The sequence below is a fragment of the Kitasatospora sp. NPDC003701 genome, from assembly GCF_053587085.1.
The window spans coordinates 67,613-85,247 of record NZ_JBSFNM010000026.1 but is presented as its reverse complement, the minus strand read 5'-3'; the positions used below and the strand labels follow the sequence as shown (position 1 = coordinate 85,247).

Annotated in this window: 12 protein-coding genes; 5 read left to right on the top strand and 7 right to left on the bottom strand. The window is 74.9% G+C overall.

The window, feature by feature from the left end:
- Nucleotides 1–127 precede the first annotated feature (127 nt).
- From ACWDRR_RS24040 to ACWDRR_RS24030, 3 genes are read right to left on the bottom strand one after another with little or no spacing between them, the layout of a single operon-like run.
- Complete coding sequence (locus tag ACWDRR_RS24040) at nucleotides 128–1,144, bottom strand: ABC transporter permease (protein ID WP_449774256.1); 1,017 nt, start codon at nucleotides 1,142–1,144, stop codon at nucleotides 128–130.
- Nucleotides 1,141–2,169 (bottom strand): ABC transporter ATP-binding protein, encoded by a 1,029-nt coding sequence (locus ACWDRR_RS24035; protein ID WP_449774255.1) that lies wholly within the window; start codon nucleotides 2,167–2,169, stop codon nucleotides 1,141–1,143. Before ACWDRR_RS24035 ends, ACWDRR_RS24040 begins: the two co-directional genes overlap by 4 nt.
- A gap of 31 nt (nucleotides 2,170–2,200) precedes the next feature.
- Nucleotides 2,201–3,004: an ABC transporter permease gene (locus ACWDRR_RS24030; protein ID WP_449774254.1), complete on the bottom strand. Its 804-nt coding sequence runs from the start codon at nucleotides 3,002–3,004 to the stop codon at nucleotides 2,201–2,203.
- A 134-nt stretch (nucleotides 3,005–3,138) separates the two neighbouring features.
- Here ACWDRR_RS24030 and ACWDRR_RS24025 point away from each other — a divergent pair, with 134 nt between their 5' ends.
- Together ACWDRR_RS24025 and ACWDRR_RS24020 are read left to right on the top strand one after the other, a co-directional pair.
- Nucleotides 3,139–4,026 (top strand): winged helix-turn-helix transcriptional regulator, encoded by an 888-nt coding sequence (locus tag ACWDRR_RS24025; protein WP_449774253.1) that lies wholly within the window; start codon nucleotides 3,139–3,141, stop codon nucleotides 4,024–4,026.
- A gap of 41 nt (nucleotides 4,027–4,067) precedes the next feature.
- The gene (locus tag ACWDRR_RS24020) at nucleotides 4,068–4,961 is read left to right on the top strand and encodes a HipA family kinase (protein ID WP_449774252.1); all 894 of its coding nucleotides are present in this window, start codon (nucleotides 4,068–4,070) and stop codon (nucleotides 4,959–4,961) included.
- Between the two features lie 214 nt (nucleotides 4,962–5,175).
- On the opposite strand, the gene ACWDRR_RS24015 is transcribed toward ACWDRR_RS24020, so the two are convergent.
- From ACWDRR_RS24015 to ACWDRR_RS24000, 4 genes are all read right to left on the bottom strand, one after another.
- Nucleotides 5,176–6,666, bottom strand: coding sequence for a S8 family peptidase (locus tag ACWDRR_RS24015; RefSeq protein ID WP_449774251.1), 1,491 nt, complete (start codon nucleotides 6,664–6,666; stop codon nucleotides 5,176–5,178).
- 359 nt (nucleotides 6,667–7,025) lie between these two features.
- Nucleotides 7,026–8,144: an amidohydrolase family protein gene (locus ACWDRR_RS24010; RefSeq protein ID WP_449774250.1), complete on the bottom strand. Its 1,119-nt coding sequence runs from the start codon at nucleotides 8,142–8,144 to the stop codon at nucleotides 7,026–7,028.
- 3 nt (nucleotides 8,145–8,147) lie between these two features.
- Complete coding sequence (locus tag ACWDRR_RS24005) at nucleotides 8,148–9,638, bottom strand: glutamine synthetase (RefSeq protein ID WP_449774249.1); 1,491 nt, start codon at nucleotides 9,636–9,638, stop codon at nucleotides 8,148–8,150.
- A gap of 76 nt (nucleotides 9,639–9,714) precedes the next feature.
- Entirely contained in the window at nucleotides 9,715–12,414 is a 2,700-nt protein-coding gene (locus ACWDRR_RS24000) for an MXAN_6230/SCO0854 family RING domain-containing protein (RefSeq protein ID WP_449774248.1), read from the bottom strand.
- A 566-nt stretch (nucleotides 12,415–12,980) separates the two neighbouring features.
- Here ACWDRR_RS24000 and ACWDRR_RS23995 point away from each other — a divergent pair.
- The 3 genes from ACWDRR_RS23995 to ccrA all read left to right on the top strand — a co-directional run bounded on the left by ACWDRR_RS23995 (nucleotide 12,981) and on the right by ccrA (nucleotide 17,635).
- Complete coding sequence (locus tag ACWDRR_RS23995) at nucleotides 12,981–14,756, top strand: 3-hydroxyacyl-CoA dehydrogenase family protein (protein ID WP_449774247.1); 1,776 nt, start codon at nucleotides 12,981–12,983, stop codon at nucleotides 14,754–14,756.
- 233 nt (nucleotides 14,757–14,989) lie between these two features.
- Nucleotides 14,990–15,898 carry a TetR family transcriptional regulator gene (locus ACWDRR_RS23990; RefSeq protein WP_449774246.1) on the top strand — a complete coding sequence of 303 codons (909 nt, stop codon included), beginning with the start codon at nucleotides 14,990–14,992 and terminating at the stop codon, nucleotides 15,896–15,898.
- Nucleotides 15,899–16,264: 366 nt separating this feature from the next.
- Nucleotides 16,265–17,635, top strand: coding sequence for a crotonyl-CoA carboxylase/reductase (ccrA, locus tag ACWDRR_RS23985; protein WP_449774245.1), 1,371 nt, complete (start codon nucleotides 16,265–16,267; stop codon nucleotides 17,633–17,635).

The window sequence follows — 17,635 nt, the reverse complement described above, 5'->3', positions numbered from 1 at the left end:
GACCCGGGCTCCGGTCGGTCGCGGGGCACGCCGGCCCGTGGTCCGGGTCGGGTCGGCCGTGGGGCACGCCCGGCCCGTGGTCCGTGGTCCGTGGTCCGCCCGGCCGCGGGGCACGCCCGGCCCGGGCTCAGGACAGGCGCAGGCCCCCCGTCCGCTGCGCCCGGGCCTCGCCGAGCCGCAGCGCCAGCGCCGCTCCCGCCAGCAGCAGCGCGCAGAGCACCGCCAGCCGGGCCAGCCCGGGCGCGAGCTCGCCGAGCCCGCGCCCCTCCAGCAGCGCGCCCCGGACCACCGCCAGACTGCCGGTCAGCGGCAACGCCGCGCCGAGCACCCGCAGCACCCCGGGCAGCGCGAAGACGGGCAGCCGGACCCCGGCGACGAACCACATCGGATCGTCCAGCACGGTGTAGACGAAGGTGGAGTCCCGCGAGAACACCATCAGGCTGTTGAGCAGCGCGCCCCAGGCCACCGCGGGCAGCAGCAGGGCGAGCAGCACCACCGGGTACATCCACGGCCCGGCGACGTCCAGGCTGCCGAAGCCGAACGCGGCGGCGCCCAGGAAGCAGGTGAGCAGCCAGGCGTTCTGCAGCAGCGCGCCCGCGCCGTTGGCCAGCATCAGGACCAGCCGGTCGGCGGGCGACAGGAAGAGCAGCTCCAGCGTGCCGGTGGTGCGCTCGTAGGCGAAGTTCCACGCGGACTGGACCAGTGAGAAGAAGAACGCCCAGGCCAGCGCCCCGGTCGCGAGGAAGCCCAGCAGCTTGGCCGGGTCGGCGGCGAGCGGCCAGCGGGCGGCGGCGGCCGAGCCGGCCGCGATCGGGTGCAGGGTGTAGTAGGTGGCGGCCAGTTGGAGCAGCGGCCAGAGCAGCATCGAGGCGAGCACCAGGGGCTGGCCGAAGAGCGTGCGGTGCTGCTTCAGCGCCTCGGCGGCGAACACCTTGCCGGCGTGCCGCAGCGGCCTGGCGGGGAGGCGGGCGCCGCCCCGGCCGGGCGGCCGACGGGTCCCCGGGCGGGGCGGCGGGAGGGTCCGGCCGGAGAGGTCCGGCGGGGTGCGGCCGGCGGGGTACGGCGGCTGCGCACCGCGGTCGGCCGCGCCGAGCAGCAGCGCCTCGGCGGGCGGCAACGCCTCGGTGCGGGGCCGGCCGGTCATGCGGCCACCGCCGACCGGCCGTCGGCGGGCGCCGCCGTGGCACCGGCGGGCGCCGGGGCCGTGCCGGTGAGCGCCAGGACGGCGTCCTCCAGGCTGGCCTCGGTGACCTCCAGCCCGCCGATCGACCCGCCGGCGGCGACGATCGCCCCGGCCAGCGGGCCGGCCACGTCCTCCGGGTGGCGGACGGTGACCAGCAGGCCGCCCTGCCCGGTCGCCCCGAGTTCGGCGCGCACGCCCAGCCGGAGCGCGAAGTCGGCCACGGCGGACTCCAGTTCGGGGGACGGATTGGTGACGGTGACCCGGACGCTGCGGTGGCTGCCGGTCTCCGCCTTGAGCCCGGCCGGGCTGCCGGCCGCGAGGTGGCGCCCGTCGGAGATCACGTAGACGTGCTCGCAGAGCTCCTCGACCTCGGCCAGGTAGTGCGAGGTGAGCAGCACGCCCCGCCCCTCGGCGGCGAGGCCGGCGACCACCCGGCGCAGGTCCCGGGCGATCGGGGCGTCCAGGCCGAGGGTGGGCTCGTCCAGCAGCAGGTACGCCGGGTCGTTGATCAGGCCGCGGGCGATCGAGAGCCGCTGGGTCATGCCGCGCGAGTAGCGCTCGACCGGGGTGTCGGCGGCCCCGGTGAGGCCGACCAGCTCCAGCAGTTCGCCGATCCGGGGGCGCAGCACCGCGCCGGGGACGTCGTAGAGGTGGCCGAAGTAGCGGAGGTTCTCGGCGCCGGTGAGCTTGCCGTAGACCATCCGCTCGCCACCGGCGATCAGGTTGATCCGGCGCCGGGCCTCGCGGGCGTGCTCGACCAGGTCGAGGCCGTCCAGGGTGACCGTGCCGGAGGTGGGGCGCAGCAGTGTGGCGAGGATCTTGATGGTGGAGGTCTTGCCGGCGCCGTTGAGGCCGAGCAGTCCGGTGACCCGGCCGGCCGGGATCTCCAGGTCGAGGCCGTCGACGGCGGTCTTCACGGCGCGCGGGCCGAACAGGCCCTTCTCCCGGGTGCGGAAGGTCTTGCGCAGGGCGCGGGTACGGATCATGTCAGTGGCTCCGGTCCGAGTGGTCCATGGGTCAGAAGCTCCGTTCGACGGCGCGGCGCTCGGCGCCGGGCAGCAGCCGCAGGCCGATCAGCAGGTAGCCGAGGCCGAGGGCGAGGCAGGTCACCAGCCGCGCGGTGAGCTCGCCGAGCGGCTGCCCCTGGCCGAGCGCGCCGCGCAGCACGTCCATGGCGGAGGTGACGGGCAGCAGCTCGGCCAGCCACTGCGCGGGCGCGGGCAGGTAGCTGTTGGGGAAGGTGATGCCGCAGAGCAGTGAGACGGCGAGGAAGACGGTGTTCTGCGAGATGTGCGCCTCGCCGGCGACGATCATCAGCGCGCCGAGCACGACGGCCACGGCGAAGACGGCGAAGGCCAGCGCGAACAGCCCCGCGAGGACGGCCAGCGGGTGCCAGGCGGGCAGGGTGACGCCGAGCGCCGCGGCGAATCCGCCCAGCAGGCCGACCTCGACGGCGGTGTTGAGCAGCGCGAACCCGGTGAAGCCCAGCAGGTAGGGCAGCCGCCCGGCCGGCGCGATCAGCAGTGCGCCCAGGGTGCCCTGGCGCTGCTCGGTGATCAGCGCCTTGCTGCTCCAGAGCAGCATCCGGACGGTGAACATGTAGCCGGCCGCGCCGATCGCGATGTAGCCGAGGTAGTCGGCGCCGCCGGTGCGGGCGGTGAAGTCCTCGGCCACCGAGCCGCCGCCGATGGCGTGCAGGCCCAGGTAGGACAGGCCGAGGGTGAAGACGCCGATCAGCAGGCAGCCGACGGCGTAGGACCACGGGTAGGCCCGGCGGGTCATCGTCCAGGTGCGGTGCAGCGTCGCCCAGGCGACGGACATGTGCTCCCCCTTCCGTTCTCGTTCGCGCTCATGCGCTCCCCGCGCTTGAGTTTTCATTGGGAACTTACAAGTTCCCTTCTGAAACTCGCAAGGGGGTGCGAGGATGGACCGTCCTGACCGCGAGAGGAGCGACGGTGCTCAAAGAGGTACCCGAGCGGGACGCCAGCTGCGCGATCGCCCACTCGGCGGCCGTGATCGGCGACTGGTGGAGCATCCTGATCGTCCGCGAGTCGGCGCGCGGCCTGCTGCGCTTCGACGAGCTCCAGCACGAGCTCGGCATCTCCCGCAAGGTCCTCACCGAGCGGCTCGGCCACCTGACCGGGGCGGGCGTGCTGACCCGGGTGCCGTACCAGAGCGGCCCGGTGCGCTACGAGTACCGGCTCACCGAGGCCGGGCGGGCGCTGCTGCCGGTCCTGGTCGCGATGCAGGACTGGGCGGACCGCTGGCTGCTCGGCGACGGCGCGCTCTCCGGCTCGGCCGCGCCCGACAGCGCCGAGGCCGCCCGGATGGCCGCGCTGCCCGGCACCCGGCTGCCGGCGCTCACCCTGCCCGCGCACACCGGCGGCGAGCTGGACCCGGTCGACCCGGCGGCCGGCGCCACCGTGCTGTTCTGCTACCCCGCCACCGGCCGGCCCGCGCCGCTGCCGGCCGGCTGGGGCGACATCCCCGGGGCGGTCGGCTGCACGCTGGAGAACCGGCTCTTCCGCGAGGCGTACCCCGAGTTCCGCGCGGCCGGTCTGGCCCTGCGCGGGATCTCCACCCAACGGCCGGACGAGCAACGGGAGTTCGCCGAGGCGGAGGAGATCCCCTTCCCGCTCCTGTCCGACCTGGACGTCCGGCTGGCGGCGGCCCTGCGGCTGCCCACCTTCCACGTCGGCCAGGGCCTGCGGCTGAAGCGGGCGGTGCTCGTGCTGGACCGCGAACGGGTGGTGCGCCGGGTGGCCTTCCCGGTCACCGACATCCCCGCCGCCGTCCGGCAGGCGCTCGCGGACGCGCGCGAGGTGGCGCGGGAATCCCTGTGAACGGGTCGGGCACGGAAGGTGCACGGGTTAGGGTGACGGATGTGCTCGATCAGGTGACAGCAGTGCGCTACGTCGATCCGCTGCGGGCCGGTGGGTCCGTCCCCGGCGTGGTGGAGACCGACGACCTGGGCACCTACGTGGTCAAGTTCATCGGTGCCGCGCAGGGCCGCAAGGCGCTGGTGGCCGAGGTGATCGTCGGCGAGCTGGCCCGGCGGCTCGGTCTGCCGGTGCCCGAACTCCGGCTGGTCGACTTCGACCCCGCGGTCGCCGAGGCCGAACCCGACCCCGAGGTCCAGGACATCCTGCGGGCCAGCGCCGGGCTCAACCTCGGGATGGACCTGCTGCCCGGCGCCCGCGACTTCAGGCCCGGCATGATCCCGGTCGACCCGGTCCAGGCCGGCCGGGTGGTCTGGCTGGACGCGCTCACCGGCAACGTCGACCGCACCGTGCACAACCCCAACCTGATGGTCTGGCACGGGAAGCTCTGGCTGATCGACAACGGCGCGGCGCTGGTCTTCCACCACCGCTGGTCCGGCGCCGGGGCCTCGGTCGCCAAGCGGTACGACCTGAGCGCCCACGCCCTCGGCGGCTCCGCCCCCGACGTGGCGCTGGCCGACGAGGAGCTCGGACCGCTGGTCACCACCGCGCTGCTGGAGGAGGTCGTGGCGCTCGTCCCCGACGCCTGGCTGGCCGACGAGCCCGGCTTCGACTCGGTGGAGGCGGTCCGGCAGGCCTATGTCGCGCACCTGGCCGCGCGGGCGGCGCGCTCCCGCGAGTGGCTGCCGGACGGGTTCGCCACGCCCGAGCAGCTGGGCGAGGCCGAGCGGCGGCGGGCCGCCCGGAGCCGGGCCGGGCGGCCCGCGTGGCTCCAGGAGGTGCCGGACCTGCACGGCAAGCCGTCGGTCGAGACCGTCTGGGACCACCACTTCGAGTGAGTGCCGGGCGCCGGGCCGGACCGCCGGTAGGACGCCGGTGCGGCGGCAGGCCGGTACGCCGGTACGCCGGTACGCCGGTACGCACAAGGGTGGGGAGCGGGACCGAAGTCCCACTCCCCACCCACGGTTCGATCGGTCACCGGGCTCCGGCCCGGAGCCGCCGCGTCAGGTGCCCGCGCCGGGCTGCCGTGCCGGGTGACGGCTGGTCAGCGCGTCAGCGCCACCACTGGACCGCCTTCTCGGCGTTGATGATGCCGGCGCCGTAGAAGCCGTTGTCGTCCACGCCGCCCTCGCAGGTGGCGGCCCAGGTGCCGGTCCCGCCCGGGTTGTACGGGCCCGACGGGCAGGCGTGCGACTCGGCCTGGTTGGTCAGCAGCTCGGTCAGCTCCTCCGGGCTCGCCCACGGGAAGGTGCTGGCGAGCAGCGCCAGGACGCCGGCGGCGTGCGGGGAGGCCATCGAGGTGCCCTGCATGTAGCCGTAGCGGCCGCCCGGGATGGTCGAGAGGGTGCGGCCGTTCTTGTCCGGGGTGTTCGGGATCTGGTAGAGGCGGTCGCCACCGGGGGCGGCCACGGTCACCTTGTTCTTGCCGTAGCTGGAGTAGTACGACTTGTCCCCGTTGACACCCACCGAGGAGACCGCGACCACGCCGTCCAGCTCGGTCGGCAGGCTGAGGCAGTCCTGGGTGATCGGGCGGGTGCCCGGGGTGGTGTCGTCCGGGCTGCTGACGTCAACGGTCTTGTGGGCGAGGTCGATGTTCTCGTTGCCCGCCGCGGCCACGTTGAGGACGCCCTTGCGCTGCGAGAACTCGACCGCGCGACGCACGGCGGTGCTGATCGCCGCCTGGTCCGCGTCGTTCTGGCAGTTGAACATCCACGGGTCGACGTAGTAGCTGTTGTTGGTCACCTTGAACTTGTGCTCACCGGCCCAGACGAAGCCGCAGATCGCGTACTCCGGGTAGATGAACCCGCCGTCGTCGACGACCTTGACCGCGGCCAGCTTGACGTTCGGGGCTATGCCCTCGATGCCCTTGCCGTTCTTGGCGGCGGCGATGGTGCCGGCCACGTGGGTGCCGTGGTCGCCGTCGGGGCCCGGCTGCCAGGCCGCCCAGTCGGTGTTCGGCTTGCCGCCGTCGATGCAGGAGACCGACTGCGAGGCGTCGACGTTGGCGGCGAGGTCCTCGTGGGTGCCGTCGATGCCGGAGTCCAGCACGCCGACGGTCACGTTGCGGCTGCCCAGGGAGAGCTTGTGGGCCTTGTCCACGCCGATCTGACGCATGTCCCACTGGTTGGCCCAGTAGGGCTCCTCGCCGGCCGCGGCGGCGGTGACCGGCTCGGCGGCCACCTCGGCCTTCTGCGTCTCGGCGGCCGTGATGCCCTTGGTGCGGCTGGTGCCGACCGACTGGACGCCCTTCGCCTTGCGCAGCTTGGCGGCGAACTGGGTGTCGGTCGAGCGGGCGATCACCACGCCGATCTGCTCGTAGGAGTACACCACGCTTCCGCCGAGGGTCGTGACGGCCTTCTCGACCTTCTGCACCTGGCCGTGGTTGGCCTGGGTGTTGACGACGTAGCTCAGCAGCGGCCCGGTCGTCGGCTCGGCCCCGGTGGCCGCGACGGCGGTACCGGCGGGCAGCGCCAGGGCACCGGCCGCGGCGAGGGCGACGCCCACCGCGGCGTACCGGGTCCGGCTGATCCGAGGAACACTCATAGGGGTTGGCCCTCCCGAGTCGTCGTGCAGCTGCGGATGGCAGGTGCAGTGGAATGATCGGGACGCTAGTGAACATGCGTTGCAATCCGCAAGAGGTAGTCATCTAATCGACACCGTTCGGCCACTTCCGAGGGGTGTGGCTCCGGGCTTGCCGACCCGGCGTCAATCCATACGGTGAATATCCGGGCCGCGTGTTCTTTCGCTCGGCCGGGCGTGGACGATCCACAAATTCCGAGGGACCGGCACCGGCCTGCGCACCCGGTCAGACGGCCTCCCGGGGGGGCCGCGCCGCACGCCTCCGGACCGTGCGGTGCGAAGCGGGTGCGGGCCGGGCGGGGCCGGTACGGCCCGCCCGCCGCTCAGAGCCGGTACAGGCGGCGGGCGTTGTCGGCAGCAACCTGCCAGGCCAGCCGCCGGGCGTCGGCCGCCGAGCAGGCGCCGTCCGCCAGCCAGCCGTCCAGCAGGGTGCCCAGACCGTGCCGGAACTGGGCGGCGCCGACCAGGTACAGTTCCGGCAACCCGTAGGCGTCGGTGGAGAAGAGCAGCTTGCCGAACGGCGCCAGCTCCAGCATCTCGCCGAGGACGGCGGCCGCCCGGGGCCCGACGTAGGAGGCCGTCAGCCCGAGGTCGGTGTACACCTGCGGGAAGGCGTGCGCCAGCCAGGCCGCCTGCCGGTGGTAGGGGTAGCCGTGCAGGAGCACCAGCGGCACGCCGCTGGGCTCGGCGGCCCGGACGAAGTCGGTCAGCAGCGACGGGTCGGCCCGGTGCAGGGTGAGGTCCGGATCGCCGAAGCCGGTGTGCAGTTGGAGCGGCAGGCCGAGTTCGGCGCAGACGTCCAGCGCCGTCCAGAGCAGGTGGTGCAGCAGCACCGGGTGGGTCAGCCGGCCGCGCCCGGCACGCAGCCACTCCCCCACGGCCGCCACCACCGCCACCGGGGCGGGCCGCTCGGCCGGCGCCGCCAGGCCGTGCCGGTAGGCCAGCACCGACTTGACCGCCACCGCGCCGGTGGCCGAGGCGGCCAGCGCCTCACGGACGAGGAGCGGCCAGGCCCCGGCCGATGCCGGCACCGCCTCCGCGACGGACTCCAGCCGGACCACCTCGCGCACCCGGGCGCCGGCCACCTCGGCGAACTCGCCGAGCGGCAGCAGCGGGTGACCGGCCGCCTCGGCCAGGCCGGTGTCCACCAGGCAGGTGTCCAGCCCGGCGGCCGCCAGCAGCCGCCGGGTGGCCTCGGCGGCGCCCAGCTCGGCCCGGCGGGCCAGGTAGTCGGCGGCGGGGGCGTGCGCGGGCAGCCCGAGCGCGGGCGGGCACCAGCGGCGTACGGCGAGGCCGAGCGCGCTGTCGAACGGCGACGTGCCGGGCGCGGGCGGCCGGTCGGACTCGGTGAGCAGTCCGGCCAGGGCGTCGTCGGCGAGTTCGGCCACCACCACGCTGTGGCAGTGGTGGTCGACCAGCGCCGGGACGTCCAGCGAGGGCACCGGTCAGTACCGCCAGCGGGTGGCCGCGACCAGTTGCTCCGGGGTGGCCGAGGCGTACTGCTCGCTCTCGGCGCGGCGGACGGCCAGCACCGCCTCGTACAGCGGCTCGCCGAGCGCCTCGCGGAGCACCGCCGACTTCTGGTACGCCGCGAGCGCGTCGGCGGGGCTCGCCGGCAGCCGGGGCACCGTACCGGGCGCGGCCTCGGCCGGGTCGCCGGTGAACTCCGGGGGCAGCGCCAGCCGTTGGTCCAGCCCGGCGAGGCCGGCGGCGAGCACCGCACCGACCGCGAGGTACGGGTTGGCGGTGGCGTCGAAGCACTTGATCTCGGCGTTGGCCGCGGTGGCGCGCTCCCCGGCGGAGCCCGTCACCAGGCGCAGCGCCGCCTCGCGGTTCTCCAGGCCCCAGCACTGGTAGGCGCCCGCCCAGTGCGAGGGCACCAGCCGCAGGTACCCGGCCGGGCTGGAGGAGCCGAGCACCAGCAGCTCGGGCAGCGCGCCGAGCACCCCGGCGAGGAAGCCCTGCGCCTCGGCCGTCAGCCCGTGCGGGCCGGCCCCGCCGTGGGCGAGGTTCTGCCCGCCCCGCCAGAGGCTGAGGTGGAGGTGGCCGCCGTTGCCGACCGAGCCGGCCTCGACCACCGGGGCGAAGGAGGCGCGCAGGCCGTGCCGGGCGGAGACGGCCCGGACGGTCTGGCGGATCAGCACGGAGGTGTCGGCGGCCTCGACCGGCCCCTCCGGGGCGACCGACACCTCGAACTGGCCCGGGGCGTACTCGGGGTGGATCTGGAGCACCGTCAGGCCCTGCGCCGTGAGGGCGCGCAGCACCTCGCGCAGGTAGTCGGAGAGGTCGGTCAGGCGCTGCATGCCGTAGGCCGGGCCGTCGGTCGGGTAGCGGGGCTCCTCCTGGGCCGGCCCGGCGAGCGCGACCACCCACTCGACCTCGATGCCGGCCTTGACGGCGATCCCGCGCTGGGCCGCGGCGGCGGTCATCCGGCGGGCGAACAGCCGCTGGCAGCCCGGGTGCGGGGCGCCGGACTGGGTGTACCGCTCCCCCGGCGCCCAGGCCCAGCCGGGCTGGGCGGCCAGTGGGACCACCCGGTCGAGGTCCGGGTAGAGCCGGAGGTCCCCGGTGGGGCCGCCGATCAGGCGGCTGGTGACGATCGTGTCGTCGGCCAGGAAGACGTCGAAGCACGGCGCCGCGCCGACGCCCCACTGCGCGGCGTGCACCAGCCCGTCCAGCGGGACGGCCTTGACCCGGGCGATGCCGGCGTTGTCCACCCAGGTGACGGCCACCGCCTCGACCCCGGCCTGGCGCAGCCGCTCGACGCCCTCCCGCGCCCGCTCGACGCGCTCGGCGCGCGGGGGCAGGGCGACGGCGCCCGCCGGGCCGGCCGCGCCGGACGCCGGCGCGACAGCGGGCCCGGAGGCGGCGTCGGACGCGGGCCGGGGCCCGGAAGGGTCGGCGAGGCCGGCGGACGAGACGGTTCCGGTGCTCATGCGCCCATGCTGTCGCGCCCGCCGACCAGGGGGAATTCCCCTATCGGGTGGTTCGGGCGGACGTCTGTCCGCCCGTTCACTCCTCCGGGTTGAACAGGGCCACCACGTCCCCCGCGGTGAGCCGCTCCAGGGAGTCCGGCGCCGCGTCCAGCGGGCCGGGGTAGAGCCGGTAGAGCGCGCCCGAGACACCGGCCGGAGCCGGGAGGTCGGCGTGCACCAGCGCGGCGAGCGCCCGTCGACCGGCGAGCCGGCCGGCCAGCGCGCGGGCGGTGTCGTCGGCCGGGCCGGTCACCCGGTCGTCCGGCGCGCGGCCGTCGCGCAGCCGCGCGGCGAAGGCGGCCACCGGCTCGTCCGCGCCCCGGCGGTAGGAGCCGACCACGCCGCCGGAGCGGTCGCGGACCAGCACCTCGTCGGTGCAGGCGGCGGCGCCGGCGCAGGCGAGGTCCCAGAGCGTGGCGCGGGAGCCCTCGGCGAAGTGCGCCGCGACGTCCGCGGCGAGGGTGCCGATCCGGTCCCGGTACCGCCAGACGTCGTGGAAGCCGCCGGAGGCGCTGGTGTTGAGGTCGGTCCAGGTGTAGCTGCGCCGCGCCAGGTCGACGATCATCGGCACGCAGACCTTGGCGTCCCCGCTGAGGTCGAGCCGCTGCCGGACGGCCGCGGGGTGGAACCGGCCGCCGTGGCGCCGGGCCGCCGTCCCCGCGTCCAGCTCCATGAACCCGGCGAAGGCGTCGGCCAGTTCCTCGAACGGGATGTCGTTGTAGCTGAAGACCACGACCACCGCGTACCGGGCGCCCCCGGCGGCCAGCGCGGGCAGGTCCAGGTCGACGAACTCGGTGGCGCCGTGCGGCGGCGGGGCCGAGGTGAAGTCGCCGGAGTGCACGGCGGCGTTCGCGCCGTGCACCAGGCGGGTGTAGTCGCAGAGGCCGGTGAACTCCCACCGGTCGTCGTACAGCGCCACCGAGAGGTCGAGGTCGACCCGCTGGCGCGGCTGCTGCGTCCAGTGCAGGAAGAGCCGGACGCGGCCGCCGTCCGGCAGCCGCTGGACGCTGCCGCGCGGCACCGCGACCAGCGTCCTGGCGCTGGCCCGCTCGGCGAACGGGACCACCAGGTCGGCCAGGCCCTCGTCCAGGACGGCGAGTTCGAAGCGCTCGTGCTGCCCGGCGCGGCGCAGCAGTTCGGCCTCGATCAGCGCGCAGACGGGTGCGCTGAGCTCGGCCGGGACGACGGTGCCCCAGTCGTCGCGGGCGTGCGCCAGCGCGACCCGCCCGCGCGGGAAGTAGAGCCGGCGCTCACCGATCTCGCGCGGGGCGCGCAGCCGCCCGTACGCGCCGAGCAACGGGCCGGGCGCGACCTTGCGCAGGGCGGCCGGGAGGGCGCCCCCTTCCAGATCGGCGGGCAGCGGCTCGCCCGGGTGCCAGGAGGCGTGCACCCGCAGCAGGTGGTGCAGCCGGCGGACCAGCTCGCCCGGGCGGCGGGCCAGCAGCCGGACGGCGGCGGGCACCTCACCGGCGGCCAGGGCCCGCTCGACCTCCGCGGCGAAGGTGCTGACGGCCAGCCGGGTGTGGCCGGCCGGGGTCGCGTCGACCCGCAGCGGCGCGGGCGCCTCGCGCAGCTGCGGGCCGAGGCCGTGCAGGTCGAGGTCGCTCTGCCGGAGCACGGCGAACGCGGCGGCCGCGTACGGGAAGCGGTCGCGGTACTCGTAGGGGTGGAGCAGTTCGCCGGCGCGCAGCCAGGCCTGGCGGTGCCGGCCGAGGTCCTCGGCGACGGTGCCGACCGGGAGCGCGTCGAGGACGGCCAGCAGGTCGCGGCGGAGCGGGCGGGGCAGGCTGCGCAGCCGCAGGCCCTCGGCGGTGGCGGGCAGCAGGTCGGGCTCGACGCCGGACCAGGCCCAGATCAGCCGCAGCACGTCGGTGGCGGTGGTGAGCCGGTCGGCGAGCAGCGGGCGGGCGCTCTCCCGGTCGCGGCGCAGCAGCGCGGCGAGCACGGTGGCGCGGCTCTCCCGGACCGGAATGTCCGGGGGCAGCCAGTCGGCCGGGTCGCCGGGGACCAGGTCGAGCAGCAGCGCGAGGTCCTCGCGGTCCTGCGGATCGAGCGGGGTGCGGCGGGCCAGCAGCCGGCGGGCCTCGGCGGCGGCGAGGGCGGCCGGGTCGGTGCCCTCGGCCAGGCGCAGCGGGCGGAGCAGGGCGTCGGAGCCGCGCTCGCGGGCGGCGTTGCGGACGGACTTGGCGTCCAGCGGGAGGTGGCGCCCGGCGGCGATCGGAGTGCCGCAGAGCGGGCAGGCCCGGCCGTCGTCGTGGATCTCCAGCTCGTCGTGGCAGCCGCCGCAGAGCAGGTGGGCGCAGGGCGCCAGGGCGCCGACGCCGAATTCGGCACCGGCGCGCTCGCAGACCGCGCAGAGCTGGTCCGGCCGGTTGACCAGGAAGGCGCGGACCTGCGCGGAGTAGTAGCCGTGCGCGTGGTCGGGCACGCCGCCGGGGAACGCGCTGAACAGCGGCCGGTGCCGGCGGTCGAAACCGGTCAGCCCGTCGAGGCGTCGCAGCAGCGCCTGCCCGGCCTCGGCCAGCCCGGCCGGCCGCAGCCGGCCGAGCGCGGCCCGCAGCGGCCCGGTCAGCAGGTACCCGCGCACCGCGAGGTCGGCCTCCAGCGCGAGCAGCCCCCGCGCGCTCCACGGGTCCGGCTCGCCGGTCGCGCCTCCCGCCACGGCGACGGCTCCGCGGTGCCGCAGCAGCAGGGCGTCGAGGCCGGTGTCGGGCGTGGCGGTGGTCTGCTTCTTCATCGGTGGATCCCCCGGAGATATGACGAAGCGGGGGCGGAGAGTGGGCGCACTCGGTTCATTTGCAGTGAGTGAGAAGGAAGCACGCCGCGGAGCCGCCCCCGCGCCGCCCACCCTAGCGGGGGCCGCCGACGGCGCCGAGCGAATTTCCGCGGCCCCGGGCGGCCCGGACGGGCGGCGGCGCGAAAGAAGCGGCGTCCACCCCCTTCCTACTGGCGAGTAGCTTCGCTACAGTGTCGGCACGCACCACCGTCGGGCTTCGGGAGCCGCACCGACGGGGTCGTCGGCCGGCGCGCGTGATCGCGCGGAACGGGCCGGCGGCGGGCGGTGCTTCTTCACCGGTCTGTGCCGCGGGTCGCGGCGGGCCGGATTCTCTCCTCGTATCAGAGCCGCTTCCTTTCACCTCGAGCGCCTGAGTACCACGGCACACCCGCAGCACGGCCGGAGCGGACCGGCGGCTGCGCCGGTGGGCCGCAACCGTCATCTCCCCAGCCCCCGCGCGCGGACCCTCCTCCGGCGGCGCGTCCGCCGGAGCGCGCGCGGGCCCTTATGACAAGGAGTCAGGACAGATGGAGCGTCCCTTTCCCACGGTCGCCGTGGTCGGCCTCGGCACGATGGGTGCCGGCGTCGCGGTGGCGGTCGCGCAGAGCGGCCGCCGGGTGATCGGCATCGAGGCCAACGAGGACTCCGCCGCCCGGGCCCTGGCCCGGATCGAGGAGGCGACCGCGCACGCCGTCGCCCGGGAGCGGATCACCGCCGAGGACCGGACCGCGCTGCTCGCGCTGATCTCGGTGGGCCACGCGCTCGACGCCGCCGCCGCGGCGGACCTGGTGATCGAGGAGGTCCCCGAGCAGCTGGAGCTGAAGCGGGAGCTCTTCGCCGAGCTGGACCGGATCTGCCCGCCCGCGACGGTGCTGGCCACCGGCACCACCGCGCTGTCGGTGACCCGGATCGCCGCCGCCACCGCGCGCCCGGAGCGCGTGCTGGGCCTGCACTTCTTCAACCCGGTGCACTCCATGAAGCTGGTCGAGGTGGTCCGCACCGTGCTGACCGCCCCGCAGGTCGCCGAGGACGCCGCGGCCTTCGCCCGCGACCTCGGCAAGGAGCCGGTGGCGGCGGGCGACCGGGCCGGCTTCGTGGTGAACGGGCTGCTCTTCGCGTACCTCAACCAGGCCGCCGCGATGTTCGAGTCCAAGTACGCCACCCGCGAGGACATCGACGCCGCGATGCGGCTCGGCTGCGGGCTGCCGATGGGGCCGCTGGCGCTGCTCGACCTGATCGGCGTGGACACCGCGCGGACCGTCCTGGAGGCGATGTACGAGCAGTCCCGGGACCGGCTGCACGCGCCCGCGCCGATCCTCGGCCAGCTGGTGGCCGCCGGGCTGCTGGGCCGCAAGTCCGGCCGCGGCTTCTACACCTACGAGGCGCCCGGCTCGTCCAGGGCGGTCGACGCCGCCACCGGACCGGCCCGGGCGCAGGTGCCCGGCCGGGAGGTGCGCGGCGTGGGCGTCTGCGGCTCGGGCACCATGGCCACCGGCATCGTCGAGGTGTTCGCCAAGGCCGGGTACCCGGTGCTGCTGGCCGCCCGCAGCCAGGAGAAGGCCGAGAAGGCCAAGGCGCAGCTGGCCAGGTCGCTGGAGCGCTCGGTGTCGAAGGGCCGGCTGACCGAGGAGCAGCGGGACGCGGCGCTCGCGCTGGTGACGCCGGTCGGGCAGTACACCGAGCTGGCCGGGGTCGACCTGGTGGTCGAGGCGGTGGCCGAGGACCTCACGGTCAAGCGCGAGCTGTTCGCCACCCTGGACAAGATCGTCAAGCCGGGCGCGGTGCTCGCCACCACCACCTCCTCGCTGCCGGTGATCAGCTGCGCGGCGGCCACCTCGCGGCCGCAGGACGTGATCGGGCTGCACTTCTTCAACCCGGCGCCGGCCATGAAGCTGGTCGAGGTGGTCTCCACCGTGCTGACCGCGCCGGACGTCACCGCGACGGCGCTGGAGGTCTGCGCGAAGGTGCGCAAGCACCCGGTGGAGTGCGGCGACCGGGCCGGGTTCATCGTGAACGCGCTGCTCTTCCCCTACCTGAACGACGCCGTGCGGATGCTGCAGGAGCACTACGCGACGGTGGACGACATCGACACCGCGATGAAGCTCGGCTGCGGCTACCCGATGGGCCCGTTCGAGCTGCTGGACGTGGTCGGCCTGGACGTCTCGCTGACCATCGAGCAGGTGCTGCACCAGGAGTTCCGCGAGCCGGGCCTGGCGGCGGCGCCGCTGCTGGAGCACCTGGTGGCGGCCGGCTGCCTGGGCCGCAAGACCGGCCGCGGGTTCCGCGACCACGCGCGCCGGTGACCACGCCGTCGGCCGGGGGCGCCGCGCCCCTCGGCGCGGGGCCCGCCGGACCGGGCCCGTCCGGCCCGGCGCCGGTCCAGCCCGGTCAGCCCGGGTACGGCCCGCCGCGCACCGGCTGGAGCCCCGGGGCGGTGTCGGCGCGCTGGCCGAGACCGGCCGTGACCGGCCCGGTCGCACCGGTGCGGCGGGGAAGGCCCGCGGCGCCGGCCCCCGGGGCGTGTAGCGTTCCGGCCATGGATCGGGTTCAGTCAGCCTCCCCCCAGCACTCCGCCGTACCGCGCGGCGCCGACCGGTCGGCCGGCTCCGGCTCCGAGGGGGGCCCGGGCAGCCGCCGGGCGGCCGCGCAGCGCCAGCAGATGCGCCAGGACCTGGCCACGGCCGCGATGGAGCTGTTCGCGTCGCAGGGCTACGAGGAGACCACGGTCGACCAGATCGCCGCGGCCGCCGGGGTGGCCCGGCGGACCTTCTTCCGGTACTTCCGGTCCAAGGAGGAGGCGATCTTCCCGGACCACGACGACACCCTCGTCCGGGTGGCCGACCTGCTGGCCAGCGCCGAGCCCGACGAGCACCCGCTGGACGTGGTCTGCCGGGGCATCAAGGAGGTGCTGCGGATGTACGCCTCCACCCCGGCGGTCTCGGTCGCCCGGTACCAGCTGATCCGTCAGGTGCCGGCGCTGCGCGAGCGGGAGATCGCCGTGGTGGCCCGGTACGAGCGGCTGTTCACCCGCTACCTGCTGGGCCGGTTCGACACCGGCGGCGAGATCCCCTCGGGCTGGCAGCGGGCCGGCGAGGACGACTCGATGCTGGCCGAGGTGTCGGCGGCGGCGGTCGTCGCGGCCCACAACCACGTGCTGCGACGCTGGCTGCGGGCCGCCGGCCGGGGCGACGTGGAGGCGCAGCTGGACCACTCCTTCGAGGTGATCCGGCGGACCTTCTGGGCCTCCGCCCCGCCCGGCGTGAGACGGCGGGGGTCCCTGGTGGCACCCGGTGCCAGTGTGACCCCCCTGGAGGAGGCGGCCGCGAGCGCACTGAGTGCCAGCCCCGGAGGTGAGGTACTCATCACAGTGGCCCGGACCGACGCCCCGCTGGACGTCGTGGTGGACAGCATCAGGGCCGCGCTGAGCAGCGCCAGGGAGGCCTGAGCAGCAGCGTTTCCGCAGGTCAAGGCAGTTTCCAGGGCCCGCACCGGATCTCCGGTGCGGGCCCTTTCCATACCCTCGGACGGCCGCTCGAACGCGGATTTGATTCACCTGAATTGGTGACACCCGGTGTCTTTACGAGTGGCACAGGGTGCCACTACCTTGTTACCCACCAGTCGCGGCGCCGCGGCTCCCCACCTCGGCGCGCCGTCGTCCGGCGCTCCCACACCCCGGGAGCTGTGCCCAGCCCGGTCCACCGCCAGGCCCCTTGCCACACCACCAACCACCCATCTCAGCGAAGCCGGTGTCCGCTCCCGGCTCCCCCAGACGCCCTGTGCCCCTCACACAGGTACGCCTTCGGAGGCAGCCATGAAGGAAATCCTCGACGCGATCCTCAGCTCCGACAGCACCGCGGCGGACTTCGCCGCGCTCAAGCTGCCGGAGTCCTACCGGGCGGTGACGCTCCACAAGGACGAGGAGCAGATGTTCGCCGGCCTCGACAGCCGCGACAAGGACCCCCGCAAGTCCCTCCACCTCGACGAGGTCGCCCTGCCCGAGCTGGGCCCGGGCGAGGCCTTGGTCGCCGTCATGGCCAGCGCCGTGAACTACAACACCGTGTGGAGCTCGATCTTCGAGCCGGTCTCCACCTTCGGCTTCCTGGAGCGCTACGGGCGGCTCTCCCCGCTCACCAAGCGCCACGACCTGCCGTACCACGTGCTCGGCTCGGACCTCGCGGGCGTGGTGCTGCGCACCGGCGCCGGGGTCAACGCCTGGAAGCCGGGCGACGAGGTCGTCGCCCACTGCCTCTCCGTCGAGCTGGAGTCCTCCGACGGCCACAACGACACGATGATGGACCCGGAGCAGCGGATCTGGGGCTTCGAGACCAACTTCGGCGGCCTGGCCCAGCTGGCCCTGGTGAAGACCAACCAGCTGATGCCCAAGCCCGCCCACCTGACCTGGGAGGAGGCCGCCTCCCCCGGCCTGGTCAACTCCACCGCCTACCGCCAGCTGGTCTCGCAGAACGGCGCGGGCATGAAGCAGGGCGACAACGTGCTGATCTGGGGCGCCAGCGGCGGCCTCGGCTCGTACGCGACCCAGTACGCGCTGGCCGGCGGCGCCACCCCGATCTGCGTGGTCTCCAACGACCAGAAGGCCGAGATCTGCCGGGCCATGGGCGCCGAGGCGATCATCGACCGCTCCGCCGAGGGCTACAAGTTCTGGAAGGACGAGAACACCCAGGACCCGCGCGAGTGGAAGCGCCTGGGCAGCCGGATCCGCGAGCTGACCGGCGGCGAGGACGTGGACATCGTCTTCGAGCACCCGGGCCGCGAGACCTTCGGCGCCTCGGTGTACGTCACCCGCAAGGGCGGCACCATCGTCACCTGCGCCTCCACCTCCGGCTACATGCACCAGTACGACAACCGCTACCTGTGGATGTCGCTGAAGAAGATCGTCGGCTCGCACTTCGCCAACTACCGCGAGGCCTGGGAGGCCAACCGCCTGGTGGCCAAGGGCAAGATCCACCCGACCGTGTCCAAGGTCTACACCCTCGACCAGTCCGGCCAGGCCGCCCTCGACGTCCACCAGAACAAGCACCAGGGCAAGGTCGGCGTGCTCTGCCTCGCCCCCTCCGAGGGCCTGGGAGTGCGCAACGCCGAGCTGCGCGAGAAGCACCTGCCCGCGATCAACCTGTTCCGCGAGGCCTCCGAGCGGGCCGAGCGGCCCAGCCGCGACATCTAA

Coding starts and splice junctions, on each gene's coding strand:
- ACWDRR_RS24040 (WP_449774256.1), bottom strand. CDS start 1,144: ATGACCGGCCGGCCCCGCACCGAGGCGTTGCCGCCCGCCGAGGCGCTG.
- ACWDRR_RS24035 (WP_449774255.1), bottom strand. CDS start 2,169: ATGATCCGTACCCGCGCCCTGCGCAAGACCTTCCGCACCCGGGAGAAG.
- ACWDRR_RS24030 (WP_449774254.1), bottom strand. CDS start 3,004: ATGTCCGTCGCCTGGGCGACGCTGCACCGCACCTGGACGATGACCCGC.
- ACWDRR_RS24015 (WP_449774251.1), bottom strand. CDS start 6,666: ATGAGTGTTCCTCGGATCAGCCGGACCCGGTACGCCGCGGTGGGCGTC.
- ACWDRR_RS24005 (WP_449774249.1), bottom strand. CDS start 9,638: ATGAGCACCGGAACCGTCTCGTCCGCCGGCCTCGCCGACCCTTCCGGG.
- ACWDRR_RS24000 (WP_449774248.1), bottom strand. CDS start 12,414: ATGAAGAAGCAGACCACCGCCACGCCCGACACCGGCCTCGACGCCCTG.
- ACWDRR_RS23995 (WP_449774247.1), top strand. CDS start 12,981: ATGGAGCGTCCCTTTCCCACGGTCGCCGTGGTCGGCCTCGGCACGATG.
- ACWDRR_RS23990 (WP_449774246.1), top strand. CDS start 14,990: ATGGATCGGGTTCAGTCAGCCTCCCCCCAGCACTCCGCCGTACCGCGC.
- ccrA (WP_449774245.1), top strand. CDS start 16,265: ATGAAGGAAATCCTCGACGCGATCCTCAGCTCCGACAGCACCGCGGCG.